Raw genomic sequence first — 19717 nt, 5'->3', positions numbered from 1 at the left:
TTCCGGCCGTCCCCATCGTCTAGTTATACAAAGGGATACGGACCGGCGCTCACTGTAGCGCCGGACGGCCAGGTCGATTGATGCTTTTGGCGCAAGAGTGTCTTGCGCGGCAGGCGCCGACGCGCGCGCCGCCGACGCGGTATGCTTGGCGTTCGCAGGAGATAGCCATGACCGATGCTGCTTTCAACCGTGCCTGGGACCGCGTGCTCGGCGCGGACCATCTCACGCTGGGCCTGATGACGCCTCTCGCACGCGCGCCCGGCGAACCTGCCGACATCGCGCGCGAGACGGCGCTGGCCGCGCGCGCGGACGCACTCGGCATCGCCGCGCTGTGGACGCGCGACGTGCCGCTGATCGTCCCGCAGGGCAGCACGCGCGAGGCCGCGGTACTGGACGACCCGTTCATCTGGCTCACGGTGCTGGCCGGTGTGACGGCGTCCGCGGCACTGGGCACCGCGGCCGCCGTGCTGCCGCTGCGGCATCCGCTGCACGTGGCCAAGGCCGCGTGGTCGCTTGACCGGTTGAGCGGCGGCCGTTTCATCCTCGGCCTCGGCTCGGGCGACCGGCCGGAGGAACTGGCGCCGTTCGGCGTGGACACGGCGCCGGACCTCCTGTTCCGCGAGCGGTGGCAGACGCTGGCAGCCGCGCTGTCCACCGATGCGGAGGCACGCGACGCACTGCTCGCGTCGACGGGTGGCTACGCGCCTACGCCGGCGCCCGGCGCACGTATCCCGCTGCTGGCGGTGGGCACCGCGCGCCAGTCGCTGCAATGGATCGCCGCACACGCGGACGGCTGGGCCACATACCACCGCGAGGAAGCGCGCCAGCAGGGCCGCATCGCGCTGTGGCAGCGGGCACTGGAGGAACGGGCCGGTGGCGTATCGAAACCGTTCGTGCAGTCGCTGCAACTGGAATTGCTGGCCGACCCGGACGCGCCCGCGCAAGCGCTGGAACTGGGGCTGCGTGCCGGCCGCCATGCGCTGCTGGGCTACTTCGAGCGCATGGCGGCGCTGGGCGTGGCGCACATGCTCGTCAACCTGCAGGGACCGCGGCCGATCGGCGAGCAGATCGAGGAACTGGGACGCGAGATCGTGCCGCGCCTGCCTACGCTGGCGGTTCACTGACGTGGTCGCCGAGATCCTGCGCCGCGAGATGCTCGGCCAGCAGGTCGACGAAGGCCCGGATCTTCGTCGAGTTGCGCCGGCTCGCGGGATACAGCGCGTACAGCCCGACGTCCATCGGGCCCGGATTGACGCGGTAGCCGGGCAGCACCTGCACGAGCGTGCCGGCGCGCAGGTCGCGCTGCACGAGCCAGCGCGCCAGCATGGCGATGCCGAGGCCACCCAGCGCGGCCTGGCGCAATACTTCCGAATTGTTGGCGTGAACGACGCCGCGCACCTCGACGTCCTCCGCATCCGCGTCCAGGTCGTCCGCCTGCAGGCGCCACGTGCGGCGGCCCGCGCCGAACGCGAACTGCAGGCAGTCGTGGGCCGCGAGCGCGATGGGCGTGTCCGGTGCGCCGTGCGCGGCCAGGTACGCCGGGCTGGCGCACAGCACGCGGTCGTGCGCGGCGAGCTTGCGTGCGACGAGGTTCGACTGCGGATCGAGGCTGCCGATGCGGATCGCGACGTCGATCGCTTCGTCGACGAGATTGGCGGGCGCGTCGTCCAGGCGCAGGTCGAGGATCAGGCGCGGGTGGCGCGCGCGCAGCGCGGGCAGGATGGGTGCCACGTACAGGGTGCTGAAGGTAACGGGCGCCGCCACGCGCAGCACGCCGGCCGCGCCGTCCGCCGCCGCTTCGTCGGCCGCGTCGAGGCGCTCCAGGATGCGCAGGGCTTCCTCGTAGTAGGTGCGCCCCGCGTCCGTCAGTGTGACGCTGCGCGTGGAGCGGTTGAGCAGCACGGCGCCGAGGCGGCCTTCGAGGGCGTCGACGAGGCGCGCGACGGACGACGTGACGAGTCCGAGCCGGCGCGCGGCGGGCGAAAAGCCGCCGGTGGCGGCGACGGTGCAAAAGGCTTTCAGTTCGGCGAAGCGGTCCATCCTATCCTCGGCGTGTGTGTTTTACGGTACTCATACCAAAGGATACTGTCCCGTGCGCGAATATGCGCCTACCATGATTTCACGATCGATGTGGCCGGCTTGGGGAGGCGATGATGCGTTATTACCTGACGTTCGTGATGCTGGGCCTCCTGATGGGGGGCCTGTGTCTTTTGCTGGAAGTGCATACGGCGGAGTCGGCCGTCGCGATGACGGGCCTGTTCGGCGCCAGCGACGCGCCGGCCCCCGTGGAGGGCGCGGCGCTGCCGGCGTAAGGTGGATCTATGACCCGATCAGGAACGCAGGAACGCCAGCAGGTCGGCGTTCAGGCGGTCCTTGTGGGTGAAGGCCAGGCCGTGCGGGCCGCCTTCGTAGACGACCAGGCGGCCCTGCGGCAGGATCTCGACGGCGCGGCGCGCGGTGGTGTCGATCGGGACGATCTGGTCGTCGCTGCCGTGGATGACGAGGGTCGGGATCGTCATCTTCTTGAGGTCTTCCGTGAAGTCCGTTTCCGAGAACTGCTTGATGCACTCATAAGCGGCGCGCACGCTGCACTGCATGCCCTGCAGCCAGAACGTGTCGCGCGCGCCCTGCGAATCCTTGGCGCCTTCGCGGTTGAAGCCGTAGAACGGGATGCTCAGGTCCTTGAAGAACTGGGCGCGGTCGGCCTGGACGCCTGCGCGGATGCCGTCGAACACGGACATCGGCACGCCGTTCGGGTTCGCGTCCGAGATCGCCATCTGCGGCGTCACGGCGCCCACCAGCACGGCGCGCTTGACGCGGCCGGTACCGTGGCGGCCGATGTAGCGCGCGACTTCGCCGCCGCCGGTCGAGTGGCCGACGTGCGTCACGTCCGTCAGGTCCAGCGCTTCGACCAGCTGCGCCAGATCGTCCGCGTAGTCGTTCATGTGGTTGCCGTGCCAGGGCTTGCTCGACAGGCCGTGGCCTCGGCGGTCGTGGGCGATGACGCGGTAGCCGTGGTTCGCGAGGAACATCATCTGGTCTTCCCAGGCGTCGCCCTGCAGCGGCCAGCCGTGGCTGAACACGACGGCGGGACCGTGGCCCCAGTCCGTGAAGTGGATGATGGTCCCGTCGCGGGTCGTGATGGTGTTGGCGGTGCGGGTGATGGTCATGGCGTGTCCCTTCAGGTAGGTGGCTGGAAGCCGGAAGGGACAGCGCGTGCCGCCGCAATCCGGACCCGGACATTGTCGGGAGCCCGGGGCGGGCGGTCTAGTCATACGAACGTATAGGTTCCGCTTACCCGGCGGTATCGGGTGTTGCCCTCTCGACCGGGCAGTTGAGGGCAAGCATGCGTTCCACCGGCGACGACGTGCGCATGCGCTCGCGCCACCACTTCAGCGCGGCGCCTTCCTCGCCCGTGCGCCAGGCCATGTACAGGGTCTCGTCGGGCTTCGGTTCCTCGACCTCCTTCTCGACGAGGCGGCCGGCCGCGATGTCGGCCCGCGCCCAGGCCTCGGGCAGGAAGCCGAAGCCGATGCCCGCCAGCTGGAATTCGTACTTGGTCTGCATGTCGGGCACGGTCAACGTGTCCTGGCCGAACAGCAGGCCCACCGTGCGCGCCTGCAGCAGGCGGACAGAGTCGGCGACGGACACCGCGCGGTGCGCCGTCAGCTCCGCCTTGCCCAGCCGGTGCCGGATCTTCGCCAGCGGATGCGAGGGCGCGACGACGAACACGAACGACATCGTCCCGAGCGGTTCGGCCGTGTAGCCGCCGCCGGACGGCCCTTCGCCGGCCGCGCCCACGAGCAGGTCGACGCGGCGGTCGAGCAGGCTTTCCCACGTGCCGGACAAGGCTTCGCGCACGATGCGCAGGCGGGTCTGGTCCGCCACTTCATAAAACGCGCGGATATCGTCCCGCAGGCCGAGCGGGGCAAGGGCGGAGTCCATGCCGATGGCGAATTCCGTCTCCCAGCCGGACGCCACGCGGCGTACGCGGCTCTCCAGGTCGCCCGCGGCCTTGAGCAGGTAGCGGCCTTCCGTCAGCAGCTCTTCGCCTGCCGGCGTGAGGACGACACGCGGGCCGAAGCGTTCGAACAGCTGCACGCCCAGGTCGTCTTCCAGCTTGGAGACGGTGTACGAGATCGTCGACGGCACGCGAAACAGTTCCTTCGCGGCGGCCGAGAAGCTGCCGCGGCGGGCGATGGTGTCGACGGTAAGGAGGGCGTCCAGGCTGAGTCTGAGCATGTGCGAGAGTCCGAGAGCGGGGAGCGCATCGTATCAGGCGCGCGCCCACTTCGACAACGTCCTTCCGATACGGGCGCGGAACGCCTGCACCTGATCCGGCGCGAGCGACTCGGCCCGGTACAGCGACAGCATCCCGAACCGGCACTGCGGCGCGCACGTCCCCAGCAGCGCCGTCTTCAGCACGCGTTTTACCGGCTGGCGCAGGATGAAGCGGTCGACCCACCACGGCGAGCCGAGGGAAGTGATTGCCACGGCGTGCCGCAGCTTGTCCAGGCGCGGCCTGATCGGCCCCAGGTCGCTGGCATGGTCGTACGCGACGCCCGGCGCCCACACGCGGTCGAACCAGCCTTTCAGCATTGCCGGGAAACCGAACCACCAGGTCGGGAACACGAGCACGAGCGCCTCGGCGGCTTGCAGGCGTTGGATGTGCGTTTCCGTGGCGGCTGGATCGAACGCCGGGCCGTAATAGCTCGCGCGTTCCGTGGGAGTCAACGCGGGCGCGAAGCCGGCGCCGTACAGGTCTTCGACGACCACGTCGTGGCCGTGGGCGGTCAAGGTGGAGATGGCGTGCTGCGCGAGCGCGCGGCACAGGCTGTCATGGACGGGGTGGGCGATCACGACGAGACACTTCATGCGCGGTCCCCCAGCCCGAGATCGTCCGCCATCTGCTTCCTCAGCATGAATTTCTGGATCTTCCCCGTCACCGTCATCGGAAAACCATCGACGAACCGGATGTAGCGCGGAATCTTGTAGTGCGCGATCTGCCCCTGGCAAAAGGCGCGGATCTCGTCCGCGTCCGCGTGTTCGCCCGGCCGCAGCACGATGCACGCGCACAGCTCCTCGCCATATTTCGGGTCGGGCACGCCCACGCACTGCACGTCCAGCACCTTCGGGTGGCGGTATAAGAACTCTTCCACTTCGCGCGGGTAGATGTTTTCGCCGCCGCGGATCACCATGTCCTTGGCGCGGCCCACGATGCGGCAATAACCGTCCGCGTCCAGCGTCGCGAGGTCGCCCGTGTGCATCCAGCCGGCAGGGTCGATCGCCTCGCGCGTGCGTTCGTCGTCGCCCCAGTAGCCGAGCATGACGGAGTACCCTCGCGTGAGCAGCTCGCCCGTTTCGCCGCGCGGGACGACCTTGCCGTCCGTGTCGACGATCTTGACTTCCAGGTGCGGGTGGATCCGCCCGACCGTGCCGACGCGGCACGCGAGCGGGTCGTCGACGGACGTCTGGAAGCTGACGGGCGACGTCTCCGTCATGCCGTAGGCGATCGTGATCTCGTCCATGTGCATCTGCCGCATCACGCGCTGCATGACTTCCATCGGGCAGGGCGACCCGGCCATGATCCCCGTGCGGAGACTCCCCAGGTCGAAGGACGCGAACTCCGGATGGTCCAGCATCGCGATGAACATCGTCGGTACCCCGTGCAGCGCCGTGCAGCGCTCGGCCTGCACGGTGGCCAGCACCGCGCCCGCATCGAAGCCTTCGCCCGGATAGACCATCGCCGCGCCGTGCGTCATGCAGGCGAGGTTCCCCAGCACCATGCCGAAGCAGTGGTACAGCGGGACGGGGATGCACAGGCGGTCGCGCTCCGTCAGCGCCATCGCCTCGCCGATGAAGAAGCCGTTGTTCAGGATATTGTGGTGCGTGAGCGTGGCGCCTTTCGGCGCGCCCGTCGTGCCGGACGTGAACTGGATGTTGACCGGGTCGTCGAACTGCAAGGTGCGCGCCACCTCGTGCAGGCGCGTCATGTCGGCCGGTCCCGCGCATTGCGCCACCGTGTCGAAGTCCAGCATGCCCGGTGTCGACTCCTGCCCGAGGCGGATCACGTGGCGCAGCTCGGGCAGCCTTGCGCTGCGCAGCTCCCCGGGGGCGGCGCCGTCCAGTTCCGGCACGAGGTCGCGCAGCATGCCGAGGTAGTCGCTCGATTTGAAACCCGGTGCGAGGATCAACGCGCGGCAGCCGACCTTGGCCAGCGCGTATTCCAGCTCGGCGCGGCGGTAGGCAGGGTTGATGTTGACCATGACGAGGCCCGCCTTGGCGGTGGCGAACTGCGTGAGCACCCATTCCGCGCGGTTCTGCGACCAGATGCCGATGCGGTCGCCGGGGTGCAGGCCCAGGCCCAGCAGGCCGGCCGCGAGCCGGTCGGCCCGTTCGCGCAACTGGCGCCAGCTCCAGCGTACGCACTGGTGCGGTATGACGAGCGCGTCACGGTCGCCGTAGCGCTCGGCGATGCGGTCCAGGTGGGCGCCGATCGTGTCGCCGATGAGGGGGAGCGAATGCGCTCCGTGGACGTAGCTGGCTTGCATGTGTGTCTCCCGGGTTATCCCTTTCGACACAGTGTAGCGCCCGAGCGGGGTGGGGGACTATCGAAAAAATCGATCATAGACCATAAAACAACTCGTTTTTCTTCTTGCCCCGCAGCGACCATAATGCTTTCCATGGAAACGCGCTTACGACAGCAAGCCGGTAACACGGCAGAGTCCGGAAAGCGCAGCGTGTTCGAACGGATCGAACACCCGACTTGACAATCACAAGGAGAACATCATGCTGAAAGTACGTAAAAGCTCGGACCGCGGTGTCGCCAGTTTCGGTTGGCTGCGCTCGCAGCACACCTTCTCGTTCGGTCATTACTACGACCCGGCGCACATGAACGTCGGCCCGCTGCGGGTGATCAACGAAGACCGCGTGGCCCCGGGCCGCGGCTTCGACCCGCACAGCCACAAGAACATGGAGATCATCTCCTACGTGCTGGACGGCGCGCTGGAGCACAAGGACAGCATGGGCAACGGTTCCGTCCTGCGCTACGGCGACGTGCAGCGCATGAGCGCCGGCACGGGCGTCACGCACAGCGAGTACAACCACTCGGCGACGGAACCCGTGCACTTCCTGCAGATCTGGGTGATCCCGGCCGAAACGGACGGCGCACCGGGCTACGAAGAAAAGCACTTCGATACGGACAGCAAGCGCGGCACGCTGCGCCTGATCGCCTCGAACGACGGCCGCGACGGCTCTGTCTCGCTGCGCCAGGACGCCGCGATCTACGCGACGATCCTCGACGGTGACGAGCGCGTCGACCATGCGCTGCTGCCGGGCCGCCAGGCCTACGTGCAAGTGGCGCGCGGCAGCCTGACCGTGAACGGCTGCGCCCTCGAAGCGGGCGACGCCGTCCAGATCAGCGAAGAGGCCGTCGTGGCGCTGTCGGATGCGAAGGATGCGGAAGTGCTGCTGTTCGACCTGCCGGTCTGAACCTGTTTAACGATGAACGAGTCAAACGCAACGATATTCAAGGAGCACATCATGGAAACCACTAAACTCTATCCCGTCGGCCGCGCCCTGGTGGGCGTCCTGTTCCTGGCATCGGGCATCAACAAGATCATCGGCTTCGGCTACGTGGCCGGGTGGATGAACAGCCTGGGCATCCCGGCGGCCGGGTTGCTGCTGGCAGGCGCGATCCTGCTCGAGGTCGGCGGCGGCCTGGCGCTGGTCACCGGGATCCAGGCGAAGTATGCGGCACTGGCGCTCGCGCTGTTCACGGTGCCCGTCACCTTGATCTTCCACGGCTTCTGGCATGCGGACGCGGCTGAGTTCCAGAATCAGCTGAACCACTTCCTGAAAAACGTGGCGGTCTTCGGCGGCTTGCTGGCCCTGTTCGACTTCGAACGCCAGCGCGCGACGAGCGCCGCACGAGTGAACGTCCTGCGCAGCCGCGCTGCCTGAGACGGGTACAATCAGTCCGCGACCTGGCGCACACGGGTGGCGGACATCCACGCAAACGAAAGAGACGAGGAGAACGAGCCATGGAAGTGACGACGCATCGCGGCACCGGGCCGCTGCAGCAGGTGATCGAGATCGGCAAGCACCGCTTCCTGACGGACGTGAAGCCGGAATTCGGCGGCGAGGACAGCGGTCCGGAACCCCACGACATCCTGGCCGCCGCGCTGGCGGCCTGCACGACGCTCACCGTGAGCCTGTATGCCAAGCGCAAGGGCTATCCGCTGGATGAGGTGAAAGTCTCGATCAAACATGGCCAGGAAGGCGCGGCCTATGGCCTGCACCGCACCATCGAATACATCGGCGCGCTGGACGACGAGACCAAGGCCCGGCTGACCGACATCGCCAACAAATGCCCGGTGCACAAGACGCTGTCGGGCACCATCCAGATCACCACGGAGGCTATCTAGCATGGACGCGTTCGAACACGAGAGCCTGGAAACCATCGTCGTCCCCCGCACGCACGACCTGGGCGGCGGCTTCGAAGTGCGGCGCGCGCTGCCACACAAGGACCGGCGTATGGTGGGCCCGTTCGTCTTCCTCGACCAGATGGGACCGCACGTGTTCCACGCGGGCGAAGGCATCGACGTGCGGCCGCATCCGCACATCGGCCTGGCCACCGTCACGTACCTGCTGGATGGCCAGATCCGCCACCGCGACAGCCTCGGCACCGTGCAGGACATCAAGCCGGGCGAAGTGAACTGGATGACGGCCGGGAAGGGCATCGTCCACTCCGAGCGCACCGGCCCGGACGTGCGCGCCGCCGGCTCCAACCTGTTCGGCCTGCAGTGCTGGGTGGCGCTGCCGAAGGAGAAAGAAGAGTGCGATCCCGCCTTCGCGCACATCGGTTCGCAGGAGCTGCCGATCCTCGACGGCGACGGCGCGACCGCCCGCATCATCGCCGGCAGCTATTTCGGCAAGCGCTCGCCGGTGCCCGTGCAATCGCCGCTGTTCTACGTCGACCTGGCGCTGCAGCCTGGCGCGCGCCTGACCTTGCCGGCCGAGTATCCGGAACAGGCGCTGTACATGGTCGACGGCACGCTCGACCTGGGCCGCGACGGCCGCTTCGAACAGGGCCAGCTCCTCGTGCTGAAACCGGGGGCGACGGTCACCCTGGCGGCGACCGAGAACAGGGGCGCCCGCGTGATGCTGCTGGGCGGCGAGCCGATGGATGGCCCGCGCTACCTGACGTGGAATTTCGTGTCGTCCTCGTCCGACCGCATCGAGCAGGCGAAGGAAGACTGGAAAGCGCAGCGCTTTCCGCAAGTCCCGGGCGAGACGGAATTCATTCCGCTGCCTGATTTGCCGGGCCGGCCCGTCCGCTATCCCTGAGCTTCCGCGCTGCGTGGCGGCGGCACCGCATGGCGCCGCTCGTCCGGGCGTGTGAGCACACGCATCGCAATCTCGAACGGCACGCCCAGCGACGCCAGTGCGCGCGCGGGCGAGCGGTTCTGTTCCTGGGCCTCGTGGATCGTTGATTCGATCATGAGGGCGGTCTTGTAGTCGCTTCGTCGTTCCATCGTTCGATGCTAACACGAAGGTCGCCATCCCGGTCGTAAGACAGTGGCGCCGAACATTATCGTCCGCTAACCTGCGCCCGTTCGCAATCGAAGAAAGACATCATGAATACGACATGTTCCACTGCGCTGCGCGCCGCCCTGGCCGCAGCGGGATTCCTCACGGCCGGCGCCGCGTTCGCCCAGGCCGACCTGATCCTCACGAACGGCAAGATCGCCACGATGGCGAAACAAGGCGAGTTCGTGCAGGCCATCGCCGTCAAGGACGGCAAGGTGCTCGCCACCGGCAGCAACGCCAGGGTGCTGAAACTGAAGCGCGCGAACACGCAGGTGATCGATGCGCACGGCCGCACCGTGATCCCGGGCCTGAACGACTCGCACCTGCACGTGATCCGCGAAGGCCTGAACTACAACATGGAGCTGCGCTGGGACGGCGTGACTTCCTTGAGCCGCGCGCTGGAGATGCTGAAGGAGCAGGCCGCGCGCACGCCGGACGGCCAGTGGGTGAAGGTCGTGGGCGGCTGGAACGAATGGCAGTTCGAGGAAAAGCGCCTGCCCACGCTGGAAGAAATCAATGCGGCCGTGCCGGACAAGCCCGTGTTCATCCTGTACCTGTACGGCCTCGGCTTCCTCAACAAGAAGGGGATCGAAACGCTGGGCTACGACCGCAACACCAGATACAAGGACGGCGAGGTCGAACTGGATGCGAACGGCCAGCCGACCGGCAAGCTGATCGCCAAGCCGAACGCGCTGATCCTGTACTCGACCCTCGCGAAGACGAACAAGCTGGGGCACGACGACCAGGTCAACTCCACATTGCAGTTCTACCGCGAACTGAACCGCCTGGGCGTGACGAGCGCCATCGATGCGGGCGGCGGTTTCCAGAACTATCCGGACGACTACGGCGTATCGCTGGAATTGGCAAAGCAGGGCAAGCTGACGGTACGCACCGCGTATTACCTGTTCGCGCAAAAGGCGGGCAAGGAACTGGACGACTTCCAGCGCTGGCTGACGATGACGCATCCGAAGCAGAACGACCACATGCTGTACCCGAACGGCTTCTCGGCCGAAGGCGCCGGCGAGAACCTCGTCGCCAGCGCGGCCGACTTCGAGAACTTTTTGGAGCCCCGCCCGGACCTGCCGGCATCGATGGAGAGCGACCTGGAACCCGTCGTGTCGCTGCTCGTGAAGAACCGCTGGCCGTTCCGCCTGCACGCGACATATGGCGAGAGCATCGCGCGCGACCTCGACGTGATCGAAAAGGTCAATGCGCAGACGCCGCTGAAGGGCCTGCGCTTCATCATCGACCACGGCGAGACCGTGACGGACGCCGACCTCGCGCGCATCAAGAAGCTGGGCGGCGGCATCGCCGTGCAGGACCGCATGCACTTCCAGGGCGAGTCGTACTGGAAGCGCTACGGCGAGCAGACGCGCCAGATGCCGCCGATCCGCAAGATGCTCGCGCAGGGCATTCCCGTCGGCCTGGGCACGGACGGCACGCGCGTCTCCAGCTACAACCCGTGGCCGTCGGTGTACTGGGCCGTCACGGGCAAGACGGCCGGCGGCCTGCAGATCTGGCAGGACGGCGACCGCCTGTCGCGCTACGAGGCGCTGAAGCTGATCACGACGGGTTCCGCGTGGATGAGCGGCGAGGAGAAGGTCAAGGGCACGTTGAAGAAAGGGCAGTACGCCGACTTCGTCGTGCTGCCGCAGGATTACTTCGGCATGGATGCCGAGGGCATCAAGCGGCTGGAAAGCGTGCTCACCGTCGTCAACGGCCAGGTCGTGTACGGCGCGGGCGACTATGCGCCGCTGGCACCGAAAGCGCTGCCGGTGTCGCCGGCGTGGAGTCCCGTCGCCGCGTACGGGGGCTACCAGAACCGCTAAACTTCGCCCGCCAGCGCGGCGCGCGCCGCTTCGACCGTCTCCGCCAGGAAGTCGGCGACGGCGCGCACGCGGCTCGATGCGGCGAGATCTGCATGCATCACGAGCCAGACGCCGTCGCTGAACACGTCGCCGGGCGCCAGCACGCGTTCCAGGTCGGGATCGTCGACGAGGAAGTCCGGGATGATGGCAAGGCCGAGCCCCGCGCGCGCGGCCGCGATCTGCGCGCGCAGGGTCGACGCGGCCAGCACCACGTGCGCATCCGGCGCCCGCTTCGCGAGCCATTGCGAGGCCGGCAGGTGCGCATGTGCCTCGTCCCACGTGATCATGGCACGGCCTGCGAGCGGATCGTCGGCGGGCGCGGGATGCCGCGCGAGATAGTCGCGGTGCCCGTACATGCCGTACGACATCGCCCCGAGCCGGCGCGCCTTCAGGTTGCCGTGGCTGGGGCGCACGAGACGCAGCGCGAGGTCGGCATCGCGCCGGCCCAGTTCCACGGCGGCCGTCGTCGTCACGATCTCCAGGCGCAGCTGCGGATGGCGCGCGACGAAGCGGGGCAGGGCGGGGATCACGAGATCCGATGCGAGATTGTCCGACGTGGCCAGGCGGACCATGCCCGACACGCCGGGACTCAGGCCGGACGCGCCTCGTTCGAACGCCAGCATGTTGTCCTCGACGGCCTCCGCGCGCCCGAGCAGCTCCCGGCCTTCGTCGGTCAGGTGGTAGCCCGTCTGGTGGCGCGCGAACAGGCGCGTGGACAAACGTGCTTCCAGTTCGGCGATGCGCCGGCTGACGGTCGACTGGCTCACACGCAGCACGTCGGAAGCGCGCGTCAGGCTGCCCCCGCGCGCCACTTCGAGAAAGTACTTAAGATCGTTCCAGTCCAATGTGTCTTCCATTTTTGGAAAATGATCCGCCGATTATTGGTGTTTTCTTTGCAAGGCGCAACGGCTACATTGTCTCCAGGCCGCGACCCGCGGCGTTTTTCAAAAAAGGATGAAGAACATGCTGACGACTCGACAACTGGGATCCCAAGGACTGCAAGTCTCCGCCATCGGCCTGGGCTGCATGGGGATGAGCCACGCCTACGGCACGCCGGACGACGCGGAGTCGATCGCGACGATCCACCGCGCCATCGACCTGGGCTGCACCTTCTTCGACACGGCGGAAGTCTACGGCCCGTTCACGAACGAGGAATTGCTGGGCCGCGCGCTGGAAGGCCGGCGCAACGAAGTCCAGATCGCGACCAAGTTCGGCTTCGTCATCGGCAAGGGCCATTTTGCCGGCGCCGACAGCCGGCCGGAACACATCCGCGAGGTCGTCGAGGCATCGCTGAAACGTCTGCGCACGGACCGCATCGACCTGCTGTACCAGCACCGCGTCGACCCGAACGTGCCGATCGAGGACGTGGCGGGCACGGTCAAGGATCTGATCCGCGAAGGCAAGGTGCTGCACTTCGGCCTGTCGGAAGCGGGCGTTGCGACGATCCGGCGCGCGCACGCCGTGCAGCCCGTGTCGGCGCTGCAGAGCGAGTACTCGATCTGGGAACGCAACCTCGACGCCGACGTGCTGCCCGTGCTGCGCGAACTGGGCATCGGCCTCGTGCCGTTCAGCCCCCTCGGTCGCGGCTTCCTGACCGGCACGGCGAAGCGCGCCGAGGACTATCCGGCCGACGACTTCCGCGCCCAGAACGATCCGCGCCTGCAGGGCGAGAACTTCGACCGCAACCTCGCCATCGCCGACCTGGTAAAAGAGATCGCGGCGCGGCATGGCGCGCTGCCGGGGCAGGTGGCACTGGCGTGGCTGCTGGCGCAGGGGAACGACATCGTGCCGATTCCGGGCACCAAGCGCCGCACGTACCTCGAACAGAATCTGGCTGCGGCTGACGTAAAGCTGGATGAGGACGACCTGCGCCGCCTCGACGGGGCGCTGACGCAGATCGGCGTGGCGGGGGCGCGTTATAACGAGAAGGCGATGGCAATGGTGGATCGCTGATGGGGCGCGTTATCGGACCTTGATCGGGGCCGTGATCGCATGGCCATGCGAGTCGAAGAAGCTGCCGCCGGCGAACCCTTCGCGGGAACGCTCGACACATTCCCTCGCGGCGGCAGCCGACATCGCACTCGCGTCCGCGGCGGCGATCTCGACACGCCACCAGCGGCCGGAGCGAGGATAGTGCGGCTCGTCGATGAAATACTTGAGCCAGATGGCGCCGCACGACTTACAGGTCGCGAGCGAAACCTCGGCCCCGCGGCTGTCTTCGCCAAGTTCCACGCTATCGTAGTCGACGAACCGGAACGGCGGATGCCTGCAACAGCATGCGTGCCCCTGTCCTGCCGGCGCATCCATGTACTTCAAGCCTTCCCCATCGCGTAGCGCAGGTTCTCGACCGGTACCCCGGCGCGTTGGCTTGCGTAGATGACCTTGGCGACGCCCGCGTAGTATTCGGCCTCCACCGGTTCGATCACGAGCGCGACGTTCGGATTGTTCTGCAAGGCCGATCTGAGCGCGTCGACCAGTTCGGTATTACCGGTCAGCAGGCGTCCATCGATGCAAATCGTCTCGTTGTCGGCGACGCGCACCCGCAGTTGATCATCCATGGCGCTCGTCCCGATTCGGGCCATCCGTCGGCTCCAGCCGGCAGTTGTCGAGCGACGGATTGACGGCATCGACCGGCCCATACCACTGGTAGACGCCGACGAAGCCGCCGGTGCGGAGGATCCAGACTTTCTTCGTGCCGCGATCCATGACGATGGTGTGGCGGAAGCCGTCGGCCACGTTGCTCGCGTCCGGGATGCGCACGCGGACGAATGGTCCGCCGTGTGCCGTGTCGGGTGCCGTGGATTCCGGAATCGCCGTGCTGAAACCCGAGAACGAGACGCCGTAGCGCGTCATCAGCGACTCGGACAGCGGGCAGGCGAACGCTTGCGCCGACAATAGGCTCATCAGGGTGGCCAACATCATGTGTTTCATCGCGGTATCTATTCAGTGCGTTTGTCTTCGCCCCAACGGGGGAGCAGGCCAACGATATCAGTTCGGCCCCGCCAGAGGTACGCACATTGTCACGGAGCGGTAACAGGAAAATAGCGGAGGTATCCCGCGATGTCGGAGCCGCCATCGGCGGGCCTGTCGCAGGGATGGTTGCGCCCTTCGTTGACGGGCACCTCGGGGAAATCGAATGGACTGACCCCGTCCAGGCAGGCGGCATTCACGCCATATTCGTCTGGATTGGAGCGGCGCTGGTGATGCGTGTAGATCCCGCACTTCGAGCAAAAATAATGCTTCGCCTGCATGGTGTTGAATTGATAAAGCGTGAGCCATTCCTCGCCCGAGGTGATCTCGAGGTCCCCGAGGGCGGCCGTCACGGCAACCGCGCCGCGCATGCTGCAATAGGAACAGTTGCAGCGCCGCGCGGCACCGAGTCCTCCAGTCAACCGGACCTGGAATCGCACTGCCCCGCAATGGCATGAGCCTCGAAACTGCGTCTGACCGCTGTTCATAAAATCTCCTTTCACTGCGCTGTATTCGGCACGGCATCAAGTCTACAATGAACGGCACCGTCACCGGAGGGCCTGTCCATGCACGCCTGCGTCAAACGATGTGCGTTGTTCGCCTGTTCGTTGCTGGTCGCCTGCGCCGCGCACACGCGCGGTCCTGCCCTGGACGACTATGTTACGCAAGGCATGGCACGTACGCATGCACAAGGCCTTGCCGTTGCCGTCATCGACAACGGCAAGGTCACGAGGATCGGCACGTGGGGCGTGCGGAACGCCAAGGGCGACCCATTGACGCCCGATACGGTGATGTATGGCGCCTCGCTGACAAAAGCCGTATTCGCCTACACGGTGATGCAACTGGTGGAAGTGGGCAAGCTGGATCTCGACACGTCGATCGCCGCCTACTTGCCCAGGCCATTGCCCGACTATACCGGCGAAGCCAGGAAATACGCGGCATGGGAGGGGCTCGCGGGCGACGAACGCTGGCGCAAGCTCACGCCGCGTATCCTGCTGACGCATAGCGCCGGCTTTTCCAATTTCGGTTTCCTCGAGCCGGACGGCAAGCTGAGATTCCACTTCGATCCCGGCACGCGCTATGCGTATTCGGGCGACGGCATGATCCTCCTGCAATTCGTGATCGAGCGAGGGCTTGGCCTTGACCTGGGCCACGAAATGCAGAGACGCGTGTTCGATCGTCTTGGCATGAAGAACACGAGCATGACGTGGCGACCGGACTTTGCCGCCAACCTGGCCGATGGTTGGCAGGAAGATGGCACCGTCGAGCCGCATGACGAACGCAGCAAGACAAGGGCGGCCGGCTCGATGGACACGACGATCACCGATTTCGCCCGGTTTGCGGCCGCCTATGTCAGCGGAGAAGGCTTGATGCCGGCGTCGCGGCGGGAGCTGACCCGGGCCCAGCTGCCAATCGAAACCGCGTCACAGTTCCCGTCGCTACAGCCGCTTGCCGCGCCGGACAAGCGTCACCGGAACCTGGCTGCGGGGCTTGGCGTCGTGACTTTTATCGGCCCGCGAGGTGCCGGTTTTCAAAAGGGCGGCCACAACGATTCGACCGGCAATACCTGGGTGTGTCTCGAAGAGCGCAAGCGCTGCATCGTCATTCTTTCGAACGACGTTCGTGCCGAGGCATTGTTTCCCGGGATCGTAAAAATCGTACTTGGCGACACCGGCATGCCGTGGAGCTGGGAATATGGTGCCGTGAGCTGGGCGAGGCCGTAGTGAAAGATTTTTTGCGATCAGCCCCGATCGACACGCACGAGATGGTCGTAGGCGCCGAAGTCGGGCCACACCGCATCATTCGATGTGGGATCGAATGCCGACGTCGCGGTGTCGACACGATGAGGCTTGAAAAATTCACGCCGGATGTGCACCGTGCCGCCTGGATCGAAAAGGTACGTGACGCCACAGGCGACCTGGTCGGTGTCGGTCTCGAACTCTCGATGAATGGCCATTGTAAGAAACAGTCTTCCTGCCTCGATTTCCTTGAACGCATAGGTCAGTGACTCGCGTAACAGGCTATCGAGAAAACCTACCGCGATCACTTTGTCGGCGACATGCACGAAACAGTCAGGCTGTTCCGCGTTGCCGACCAGTGCCGTGTAAGGAAGTCGGTTCCGGTGCGCAGCCTCGGCTTTCTCTTCAGACCAAAGCTCGGTCGGCTTTTTCTTCGCACGAAACCAGCTTTTGCAGTAATGGATGGGCCGGGTCACAGAGCGATTCTCGTTTCGAGGAATGCTAGGTACTTGGGATCATCTTCCATGAAGATATTGATCGCACCACCCATATACGCCCGCGTCAACTTTCGGCCTGGCATCGTCCAGCCTGCCTGCCGCCGCCAGCGCATCGCCTTCCTTGCACAGTTCGGCGATCCGCTCATGCACCGTGGCGGTCCGCTTCTTCCAGAAAGATACCGACCCACGCGTCCAGCACACCCCAGAAATCGACCGGCTCGGGATTCTCGGGATCCTCGTGCCACCAGATGACGCCCGTGGCTTCGCCGTTGCCTACGCAATTCAGGCACAGATAATCGCCGGCGCCGTTGTGAAACACCGCCACGGTTCGGGAGATATCGATGGGCAACCGACGCGCGGTGTCATCGTCGATGTCGAACTTGTCGTCGGACAGGAATGCCCAATCCTCGACCGGCAACGGCCCCATCGAATTCGCCGGCAGGAAGGTCCAGCCATCGTGCAACTGCGTATAAAAATCGCGGAATTTGGCGGGCACCCAGTCCCATATCGGGCGCAGGCGCTCCGGGACTTCCGTGATCGGGGCGCGCCCGCGATAAAAGTTCAGGTCATTGCCGCCGACCGTGTAGAGATACAGCAGCGACAACGTGTCGTCCTGTTCGCGCAATACGTACAGGCGCTTCAGCATCGTCCGCAGGAAATCCTGGACGCTGGGCCACTCCGCGGCAAAGTCGCTCCATTCCGTGAGCAGCGCCAGCCTGCGACCGTGTTCCTGCTCGTCGATAAAGCGCAGCCATTGCACGGGCACAGCCGGATCCGCTTCCGCTTCGGCCGGCGTGGCCATCAATGCGGCCGGCTGCACGAACTTCTGCAATTCATTCAGTACCGCGTTCTTGTCGAATTCTGTCGTCATCGCTTCGTCTTGTTAGTGATTGCCCGTGCACGCTAGCCGCCGCCCAGGAGATTATAAATCTGCTGTTGCAACTCCGCCGCCATGTCGACCTCTTTCTGCATCATCTCCTGCCGGAATGCCGGGTCGACGGCAATGCCGCCCTTCTTGTATTCGGTCCATTCGGCGAACGATTTCGCCCCTTTCGATGTATTCGCCGTTTCGCTCAGGCCGATGAAGTTGCGGGGATTGTTCAGCACCGCAAGCTGATCTTCCTGCGACAGCCGGGCGAATCCTTCCATTTCCGTGATCTGCTTCATCGACACGATGTGATCGGCGTGCAGCGGTTTCGTGACCGTCAGGCCGGGCAGGGCACGATCGGGCATCGGCAACGTCACGCCTTCGTTGACCTGTTTCTGGATCGCGGAACTCGGCGTCTTGGAACGCAGGCGCGCGTACGTCGATGCCGAGACGCGGGGCGGCGGTTCTACCGGCGGCGTGGCCGGAGGCTCGGCGGTCGTCGCAGGCGGGCGCAGCGAGACGCGGACGTTCCCGCCGTTCATGCCCAGCGTACCCGGTTCGACCGACACCTGGACCCGCTGCGCAAACTCCCACGCCCCCGGCGCCGCCTTCGCACCCAGGTAGCCACCGAGGAAGCTCCCCGCGATCGCCGACCATTTCTGCCCGTCGCTGCCTTCGCCGAAGACCTTGCCGCCGACCCAGCCGCCGCCGATCCCGCCGGCGAACGCGCCCACCAGGCCGCCCACCGCGACCACGGGCCCGGCGAGGACGATCGCGGAGCCCACGCCGACGACCAGCAGCGACGCATGCACCCAGCCGGGCACGAGGTTTTCCGGGTTGATCGTGTCGGTCTGCGCCGTGCCGCCGCCGATGTAGACGTTGCCCGATCCTTTCGTGATGACAGCGCTGCAGCCGGTCTTGTCGTCCACGCGCGCCGCAGGCATGCCGTTGATGTAGACCTGGCCGCTGCCCGTCGCGATCGGTATCGGTCCGGGGTGCTTCGAGCACAGGACCTTGTCGACGTGCGCACGTGCAGCAGCGATGCCGTTGACGAACACATTGGACGAGCCGGTCGCCGCAATGGCGCCCGTAACCTCCTTGCCGGCGAAGCTCATCGTGCTCATCGCCTCGCCCAGGCCCGCGCCCATCGCGGCGCCCGCGCCGACGACGGCCACCGCCGCGAGGCCGCCTGTGCCAACGATCGCTACGCCGGCCACCGCGATGGCCGCGCCGATGAGCAGGCCTTTCAAGAGCCAGCTCATGGTCGGGCTGTGCCCGATCGGATCTCCGAGCCGTGCCGCTGCCGGCATCTAGCGCTCCGCGCCCCGGTCTTGCGCGACCCGGTCTTGCGCGACGCGATCGAGATGCGCGCGCACCTCCGTCAGGCTGTAGAACGGCACGGAGGACGAACTGGCCTGGATGTACTGGGCCAGGTGCAGCCGCTCCGCCAGTGCCGGCCCCGGTGGTTCCGGCGTGCGTTGCAGCGTGACCGTGCCCGATGGCCGCAGCAGCGACAGCCCGGCGTTCGTACGCGAGACGTTCGCCTGCAGGCGCGTGCCGTCGGCGTCATAGAATTCCCAGTGGTCCTGGTTGACGTCGCGGGCCGACAGCCTGTTGCCCGCCTCGTGCCTGTCCGCGAACACGTGCAAGGTCTTGCGCGGCTCGGACAGGGCGAAGATCGTCGGCAGGTCAGGGGAGGTCGCCGCGGGCGGCGCGTCCTGAGCCTGCGGCAGCGGGCGGCGCAGCCTGATGCTGTCGACGATCGCGTCGAACGCGGCATTCCACTCGTCGCTGAACTCGCGCATGCACGTCGCCGCCATCAGCATGGCCTCGATCGTGCCCGGCTTGCTGCCCTGGACCAGCGTGATGATCTGGCGCTGGTGCATATAACCCGCTTCGTTGCGCCAGCTGTAGGCCAGTTCCAGCGCCGGCGCGCCGTCCACGAGGCGTTCCGTCATCGCCTTCAACTGGAACCGGGGTAGTGCGCGCGTCAGTTCCTTCGTCAGGCGCTCGCCGAACTGGTCCAGTTGCTCCTCGGGCTTGACGTCCGCGTGCGAGACGACGACGTTGAACTCGCTGGGACCGTCGTCGCGCAAGGTGAACATGTGCATCGTCTTGTCCTTCAACTGCGTGGGCAGTTCGAAGGTGGCGTGATTGGCGTGGTACATGGCGCGCTCGCTCATT

General features: G+C 66.2%; 24 protein-coding genes. 9 read left to right on the top strand and 15 right to left on the bottom strand.

Translation table 11 applies throughout. The features are described from left to right. The first annotated feature begins 167 nt into the window (after positions 1-167). On the top strand, positions 168-1124 hold the full coding sequence (locus tag P0M04_RS28965) for a TIGR03571 family LLM class oxidoreductase (protein ID WP_259450897.1): 957 nt from the start codon (positions 168-170) through the stop codon (positions 1122-1124). Here P0M04_RS28965 and P0M04_RS28960 read toward each other — a convergent pair. After that, positions 1105-2040 (bottom strand): LysR family transcriptional regulator, encoded by a 936-nt coding sequence (locus P0M04_RS28960; RefSeq protein ID WP_259450898.1) that lies wholly within the window; start codon positions 2038-2040, stop codon positions 1105-1107. The genes P0M04_RS28965 and P0M04_RS28960 overlap by 20 nt on opposite strands. 110 nt (positions 2041-2150) lie before the next feature. Here P0M04_RS28960 and P0M04_RS28955 point away from each other — a divergent pair, with 110 nt between their 5' ends. After that, entirely contained in the window at positions 2151-2312 is a 162-nt protein-coding gene (locus P0M04_RS28955; RefSeq protein WP_259450899.1) for a hypothetical protein, read from the top strand. A gap of 18 nt (positions 2313-2330) precedes the next feature. Here P0M04_RS28955 and P0M04_RS28950 read toward each other — a convergent pair whose 3' ends face one another. From P0M04_RS28950 to P0M04_RS28935, 4 genes are all read right to left on the bottom strand, one after another. After that, positions 2331-3170: an alpha/beta fold hydrolase gene (locus P0M04_RS28950; protein ID WP_259450900.1), complete on the bottom strand. Its 840-nt coding sequence runs from the start codon at positions 3168-3170 to the stop codon at positions 2331-2333. Positions 3171-3294: 124 nt separating this feature from the next. Beyond that, positions 3295-4242 carry a LysR substrate-binding domain-containing protein gene (locus P0M04_RS28945; RefSeq protein WP_259450901.1) on the bottom strand — a complete coding sequence of 316 codons (948 nt, stop codon included), beginning with the start codon at positions 4240-4242 and terminating at the stop codon, positions 3295-3297. Between the two features lie 33 nt (positions 4243-4275). Continuing rightward, positions 4276-4875, bottom strand: a complete 600-nt coding sequence (locus P0M04_RS28940; RefSeq protein WP_259450902.1) for an NAD(P)H-dependent oxidoreductase — start codon at positions 4873-4875, stop codon at positions 4276-4278. Then, entirely contained in the window at positions 4872-6551 is a 1680-nt protein-coding gene (locus P0M04_RS28935) for an AMP-binding protein (RefSeq protein WP_259450903.1), read from the bottom strand. The genes P0M04_RS28940 and P0M04_RS28935 overlap by 4 nt, the downstream gene beginning before the upstream one ends. Positions 6552-6789: 238 nt before the next feature. Here P0M04_RS28935 and P0M04_RS28930 point away from each other — a divergent pair, with 238 nt between their 5' ends. The 4 genes from P0M04_RS28930 to P0M04_RS28915 all read left to right on the top strand — a co-directional run bounded on the left by P0M04_RS28930 (position 6790) and on the right by P0M04_RS28915 (position 9348). Beyond that, positions 6790-7491, top strand: a complete 702-nt coding sequence (locus tag P0M04_RS28930) for a pirin family protein (protein ID WP_259450904.1) — start codon at positions 6790-6792, stop codon at positions 7489-7491. 51 nt (positions 7492-7542) lie between these two features. Continuing rightward, the gene (locus P0M04_RS28925; RefSeq protein WP_259450905.1) at positions 7543-7962 is read left to right on the top strand and encodes a DoxX family protein; all 420 of its coding nucleotides are present in this window, start codon (positions 7543-7545) and stop codon (positions 7960-7962) included. Between the two features lie 80 nt (positions 7963-8042). Then, entirely contained in the window at positions 8043-8426 is a 384-nt protein-coding gene (locus P0M04_RS28920; protein ID WP_259450906.1) for an OsmC family protein, read from the top strand. A gap of 1 nt (position 8427) precedes the next feature. Further along, positions 8428-9348, top strand: a complete 921-nt coding sequence (locus P0M04_RS28915) for a pirin family protein (protein WP_259450907.1) — start codon at positions 8428-8430, stop codon at positions 9346-9348. Here P0M04_RS28915 and P0M04_RS28910 read toward each other — a convergent pair. Beyond that, entirely contained in the window at positions 9339-9536 is a 198-nt protein-coding gene (locus P0M04_RS28910) for a hypothetical protein (RefSeq protein ID WP_259450908.1), read from the bottom strand. The genes P0M04_RS28915 and P0M04_RS28910 overlap by 10 nt on opposite strands. A 102-nt stretch (positions 9537-9638) precedes the next feature. Between P0M04_RS28910 and P0M04_RS28905 the strand changes: the two genes are divergently transcribed. Then, positions 9639-11420 carry an amidohydrolase gene (locus tag P0M04_RS28905; RefSeq protein ID WP_259450909.1) on the top strand — a complete coding sequence of 594 codons (1782 nt, stop codon included), beginning with the start codon at positions 9639-9641 and terminating at the stop codon, positions 11418-11420. On the opposite strand, the gene P0M04_RS28900 is transcribed toward P0M04_RS28905, so the two are convergent. Beyond that, the gene (locus tag P0M04_RS28900; protein WP_259450910.1) at positions 11417-12316 is read right to left on the bottom strand and encodes a LysR family transcriptional regulator; all 900 of its coding nucleotides are present in this window, start codon (positions 12314-12316) and stop codon (positions 11417-11419) included. The two genes, P0M04_RS28905 and P0M04_RS28900, sit on opposite strands and share 4 nt — an antisense overlap. Positions 12317-12422: 106 nt before the next feature. Between P0M04_RS28900 and P0M04_RS28895 the strand changes: the two genes are divergently transcribed. Further along, positions 12423-13412: an aldo/keto reductase gene (locus tag P0M04_RS28895; RefSeq protein WP_259450911.1), complete on the top strand. Its 990-nt coding sequence runs from the start codon at positions 12423-12425 to the stop codon at positions 13410-13412. A 9-nt stretch (positions 13413-13421) separates the two neighbouring features. On the opposite strand, the gene P0M04_RS28890 is transcribed toward P0M04_RS28895, so the two are convergent. From P0M04_RS28890 to P0M04_RS28875, 4 genes are all read right to left on the bottom strand, one after another. Continuing rightward, positions 13422-13775: a hypothetical protein gene (locus P0M04_RS28890; RefSeq protein ID WP_259450912.1), complete on the bottom strand. Its 354-nt coding sequence runs from the start codon at positions 13773-13775 to the stop codon at positions 13422-13424. Next, complete coding sequence (locus P0M04_RS28885) at positions 13772-14017, bottom strand: hypothetical protein (RefSeq protein ID WP_259450913.1); 246 nt, start codon at positions 14015-14017, stop codon at positions 13772-13774. The genes P0M04_RS28890 and P0M04_RS28885 overlap by 4 nt, the downstream gene beginning before the upstream one ends. Further along, positions 14010-14381, bottom strand: a complete 372-nt coding sequence (locus P0M04_RS28880; protein ID WP_259450914.1) for a hypothetical protein — start codon at positions 14379-14381, stop codon at positions 14010-14012. Before P0M04_RS28880 ends, P0M04_RS28885 begins: the two co-directional genes overlap by 8 nt. Before the next feature lie 98 nt (positions 14382-14479). After that, entirely contained in the window at positions 14480-14917 is a 438-nt protein-coding gene (locus P0M04_RS28875; protein ID WP_259450915.1) for a GFA family protein, read from the bottom strand. Positions 14918-14995: 78 nt separating this feature from the next. Between P0M04_RS28875 and P0M04_RS28870 the strand changes: the two genes are divergently transcribed. Beyond that, positions 14996-16153 (top strand): serine hydrolase domain-containing protein, encoded by a 1158-nt coding sequence (locus tag P0M04_RS28870; RefSeq protein WP_259450916.1) that lies wholly within the window; start codon positions 14996-14998, stop codon positions 16151-16153. Between the two features lie 17 nt (positions 16154-16170). Here the strand turns inward: P0M04_RS28870 and P0M04_RS28865 are convergent, their stop codons facing one another. From P0M04_RS28865 to P0M04_RS28850, 4 genes are all read right to left on the bottom strand, one after another. Beyond that, the gene (locus P0M04_RS28865; RefSeq protein ID WP_259450917.1) at positions 16171-16644 is read right to left on the bottom strand and encodes a hypothetical protein; all 474 of its coding nucleotides are present in this window, start codon (positions 16642-16644) and stop codon (positions 16171-16173) included. A gap of 163 nt (positions 16645-16807) precedes the next feature. Beyond that, positions 16808-17536, bottom strand: a complete 729-nt coding sequence (locus tag P0M04_RS28860; RefSeq protein WP_259450918.1) for an SMI1/KNR4 family protein — start codon at positions 17534-17536, stop codon at positions 16808-16810. A gap of 32 nt (positions 17537-17568) precedes the next feature. Next, complete coding sequence (locus P0M04_RS28855) at positions 17569-18843, bottom strand: PAAR domain-containing protein (RefSeq protein WP_259450919.1); 1275 nt, start codon at positions 18841-18843, stop codon at positions 17569-17571. Continuing rightward, complete coding sequence (locus P0M04_RS28850; RefSeq protein ID WP_259450920.1) at positions 18844-19716, bottom strand: DcrB-related protein; 873 nt, start codon at positions 19714-19716, stop codon at positions 18844-18846. Position 19717: the final 1 nt, after the last annotated feature.

It is taken from the genome of Telluria mixta, assembly GCF_029223865.1.
In the GTDB taxonomy this organism is placed as follows: Bacteria; Pseudomonadota; Gammaproteobacteria; order Burkholderiales; family Burkholderiaceae_D; genus Telluria; species Telluria mixta.
Note: the sequence above shows the minus strand (reverse complement) of the source record. Positions and strands in the feature narration are given on the sequence as shown.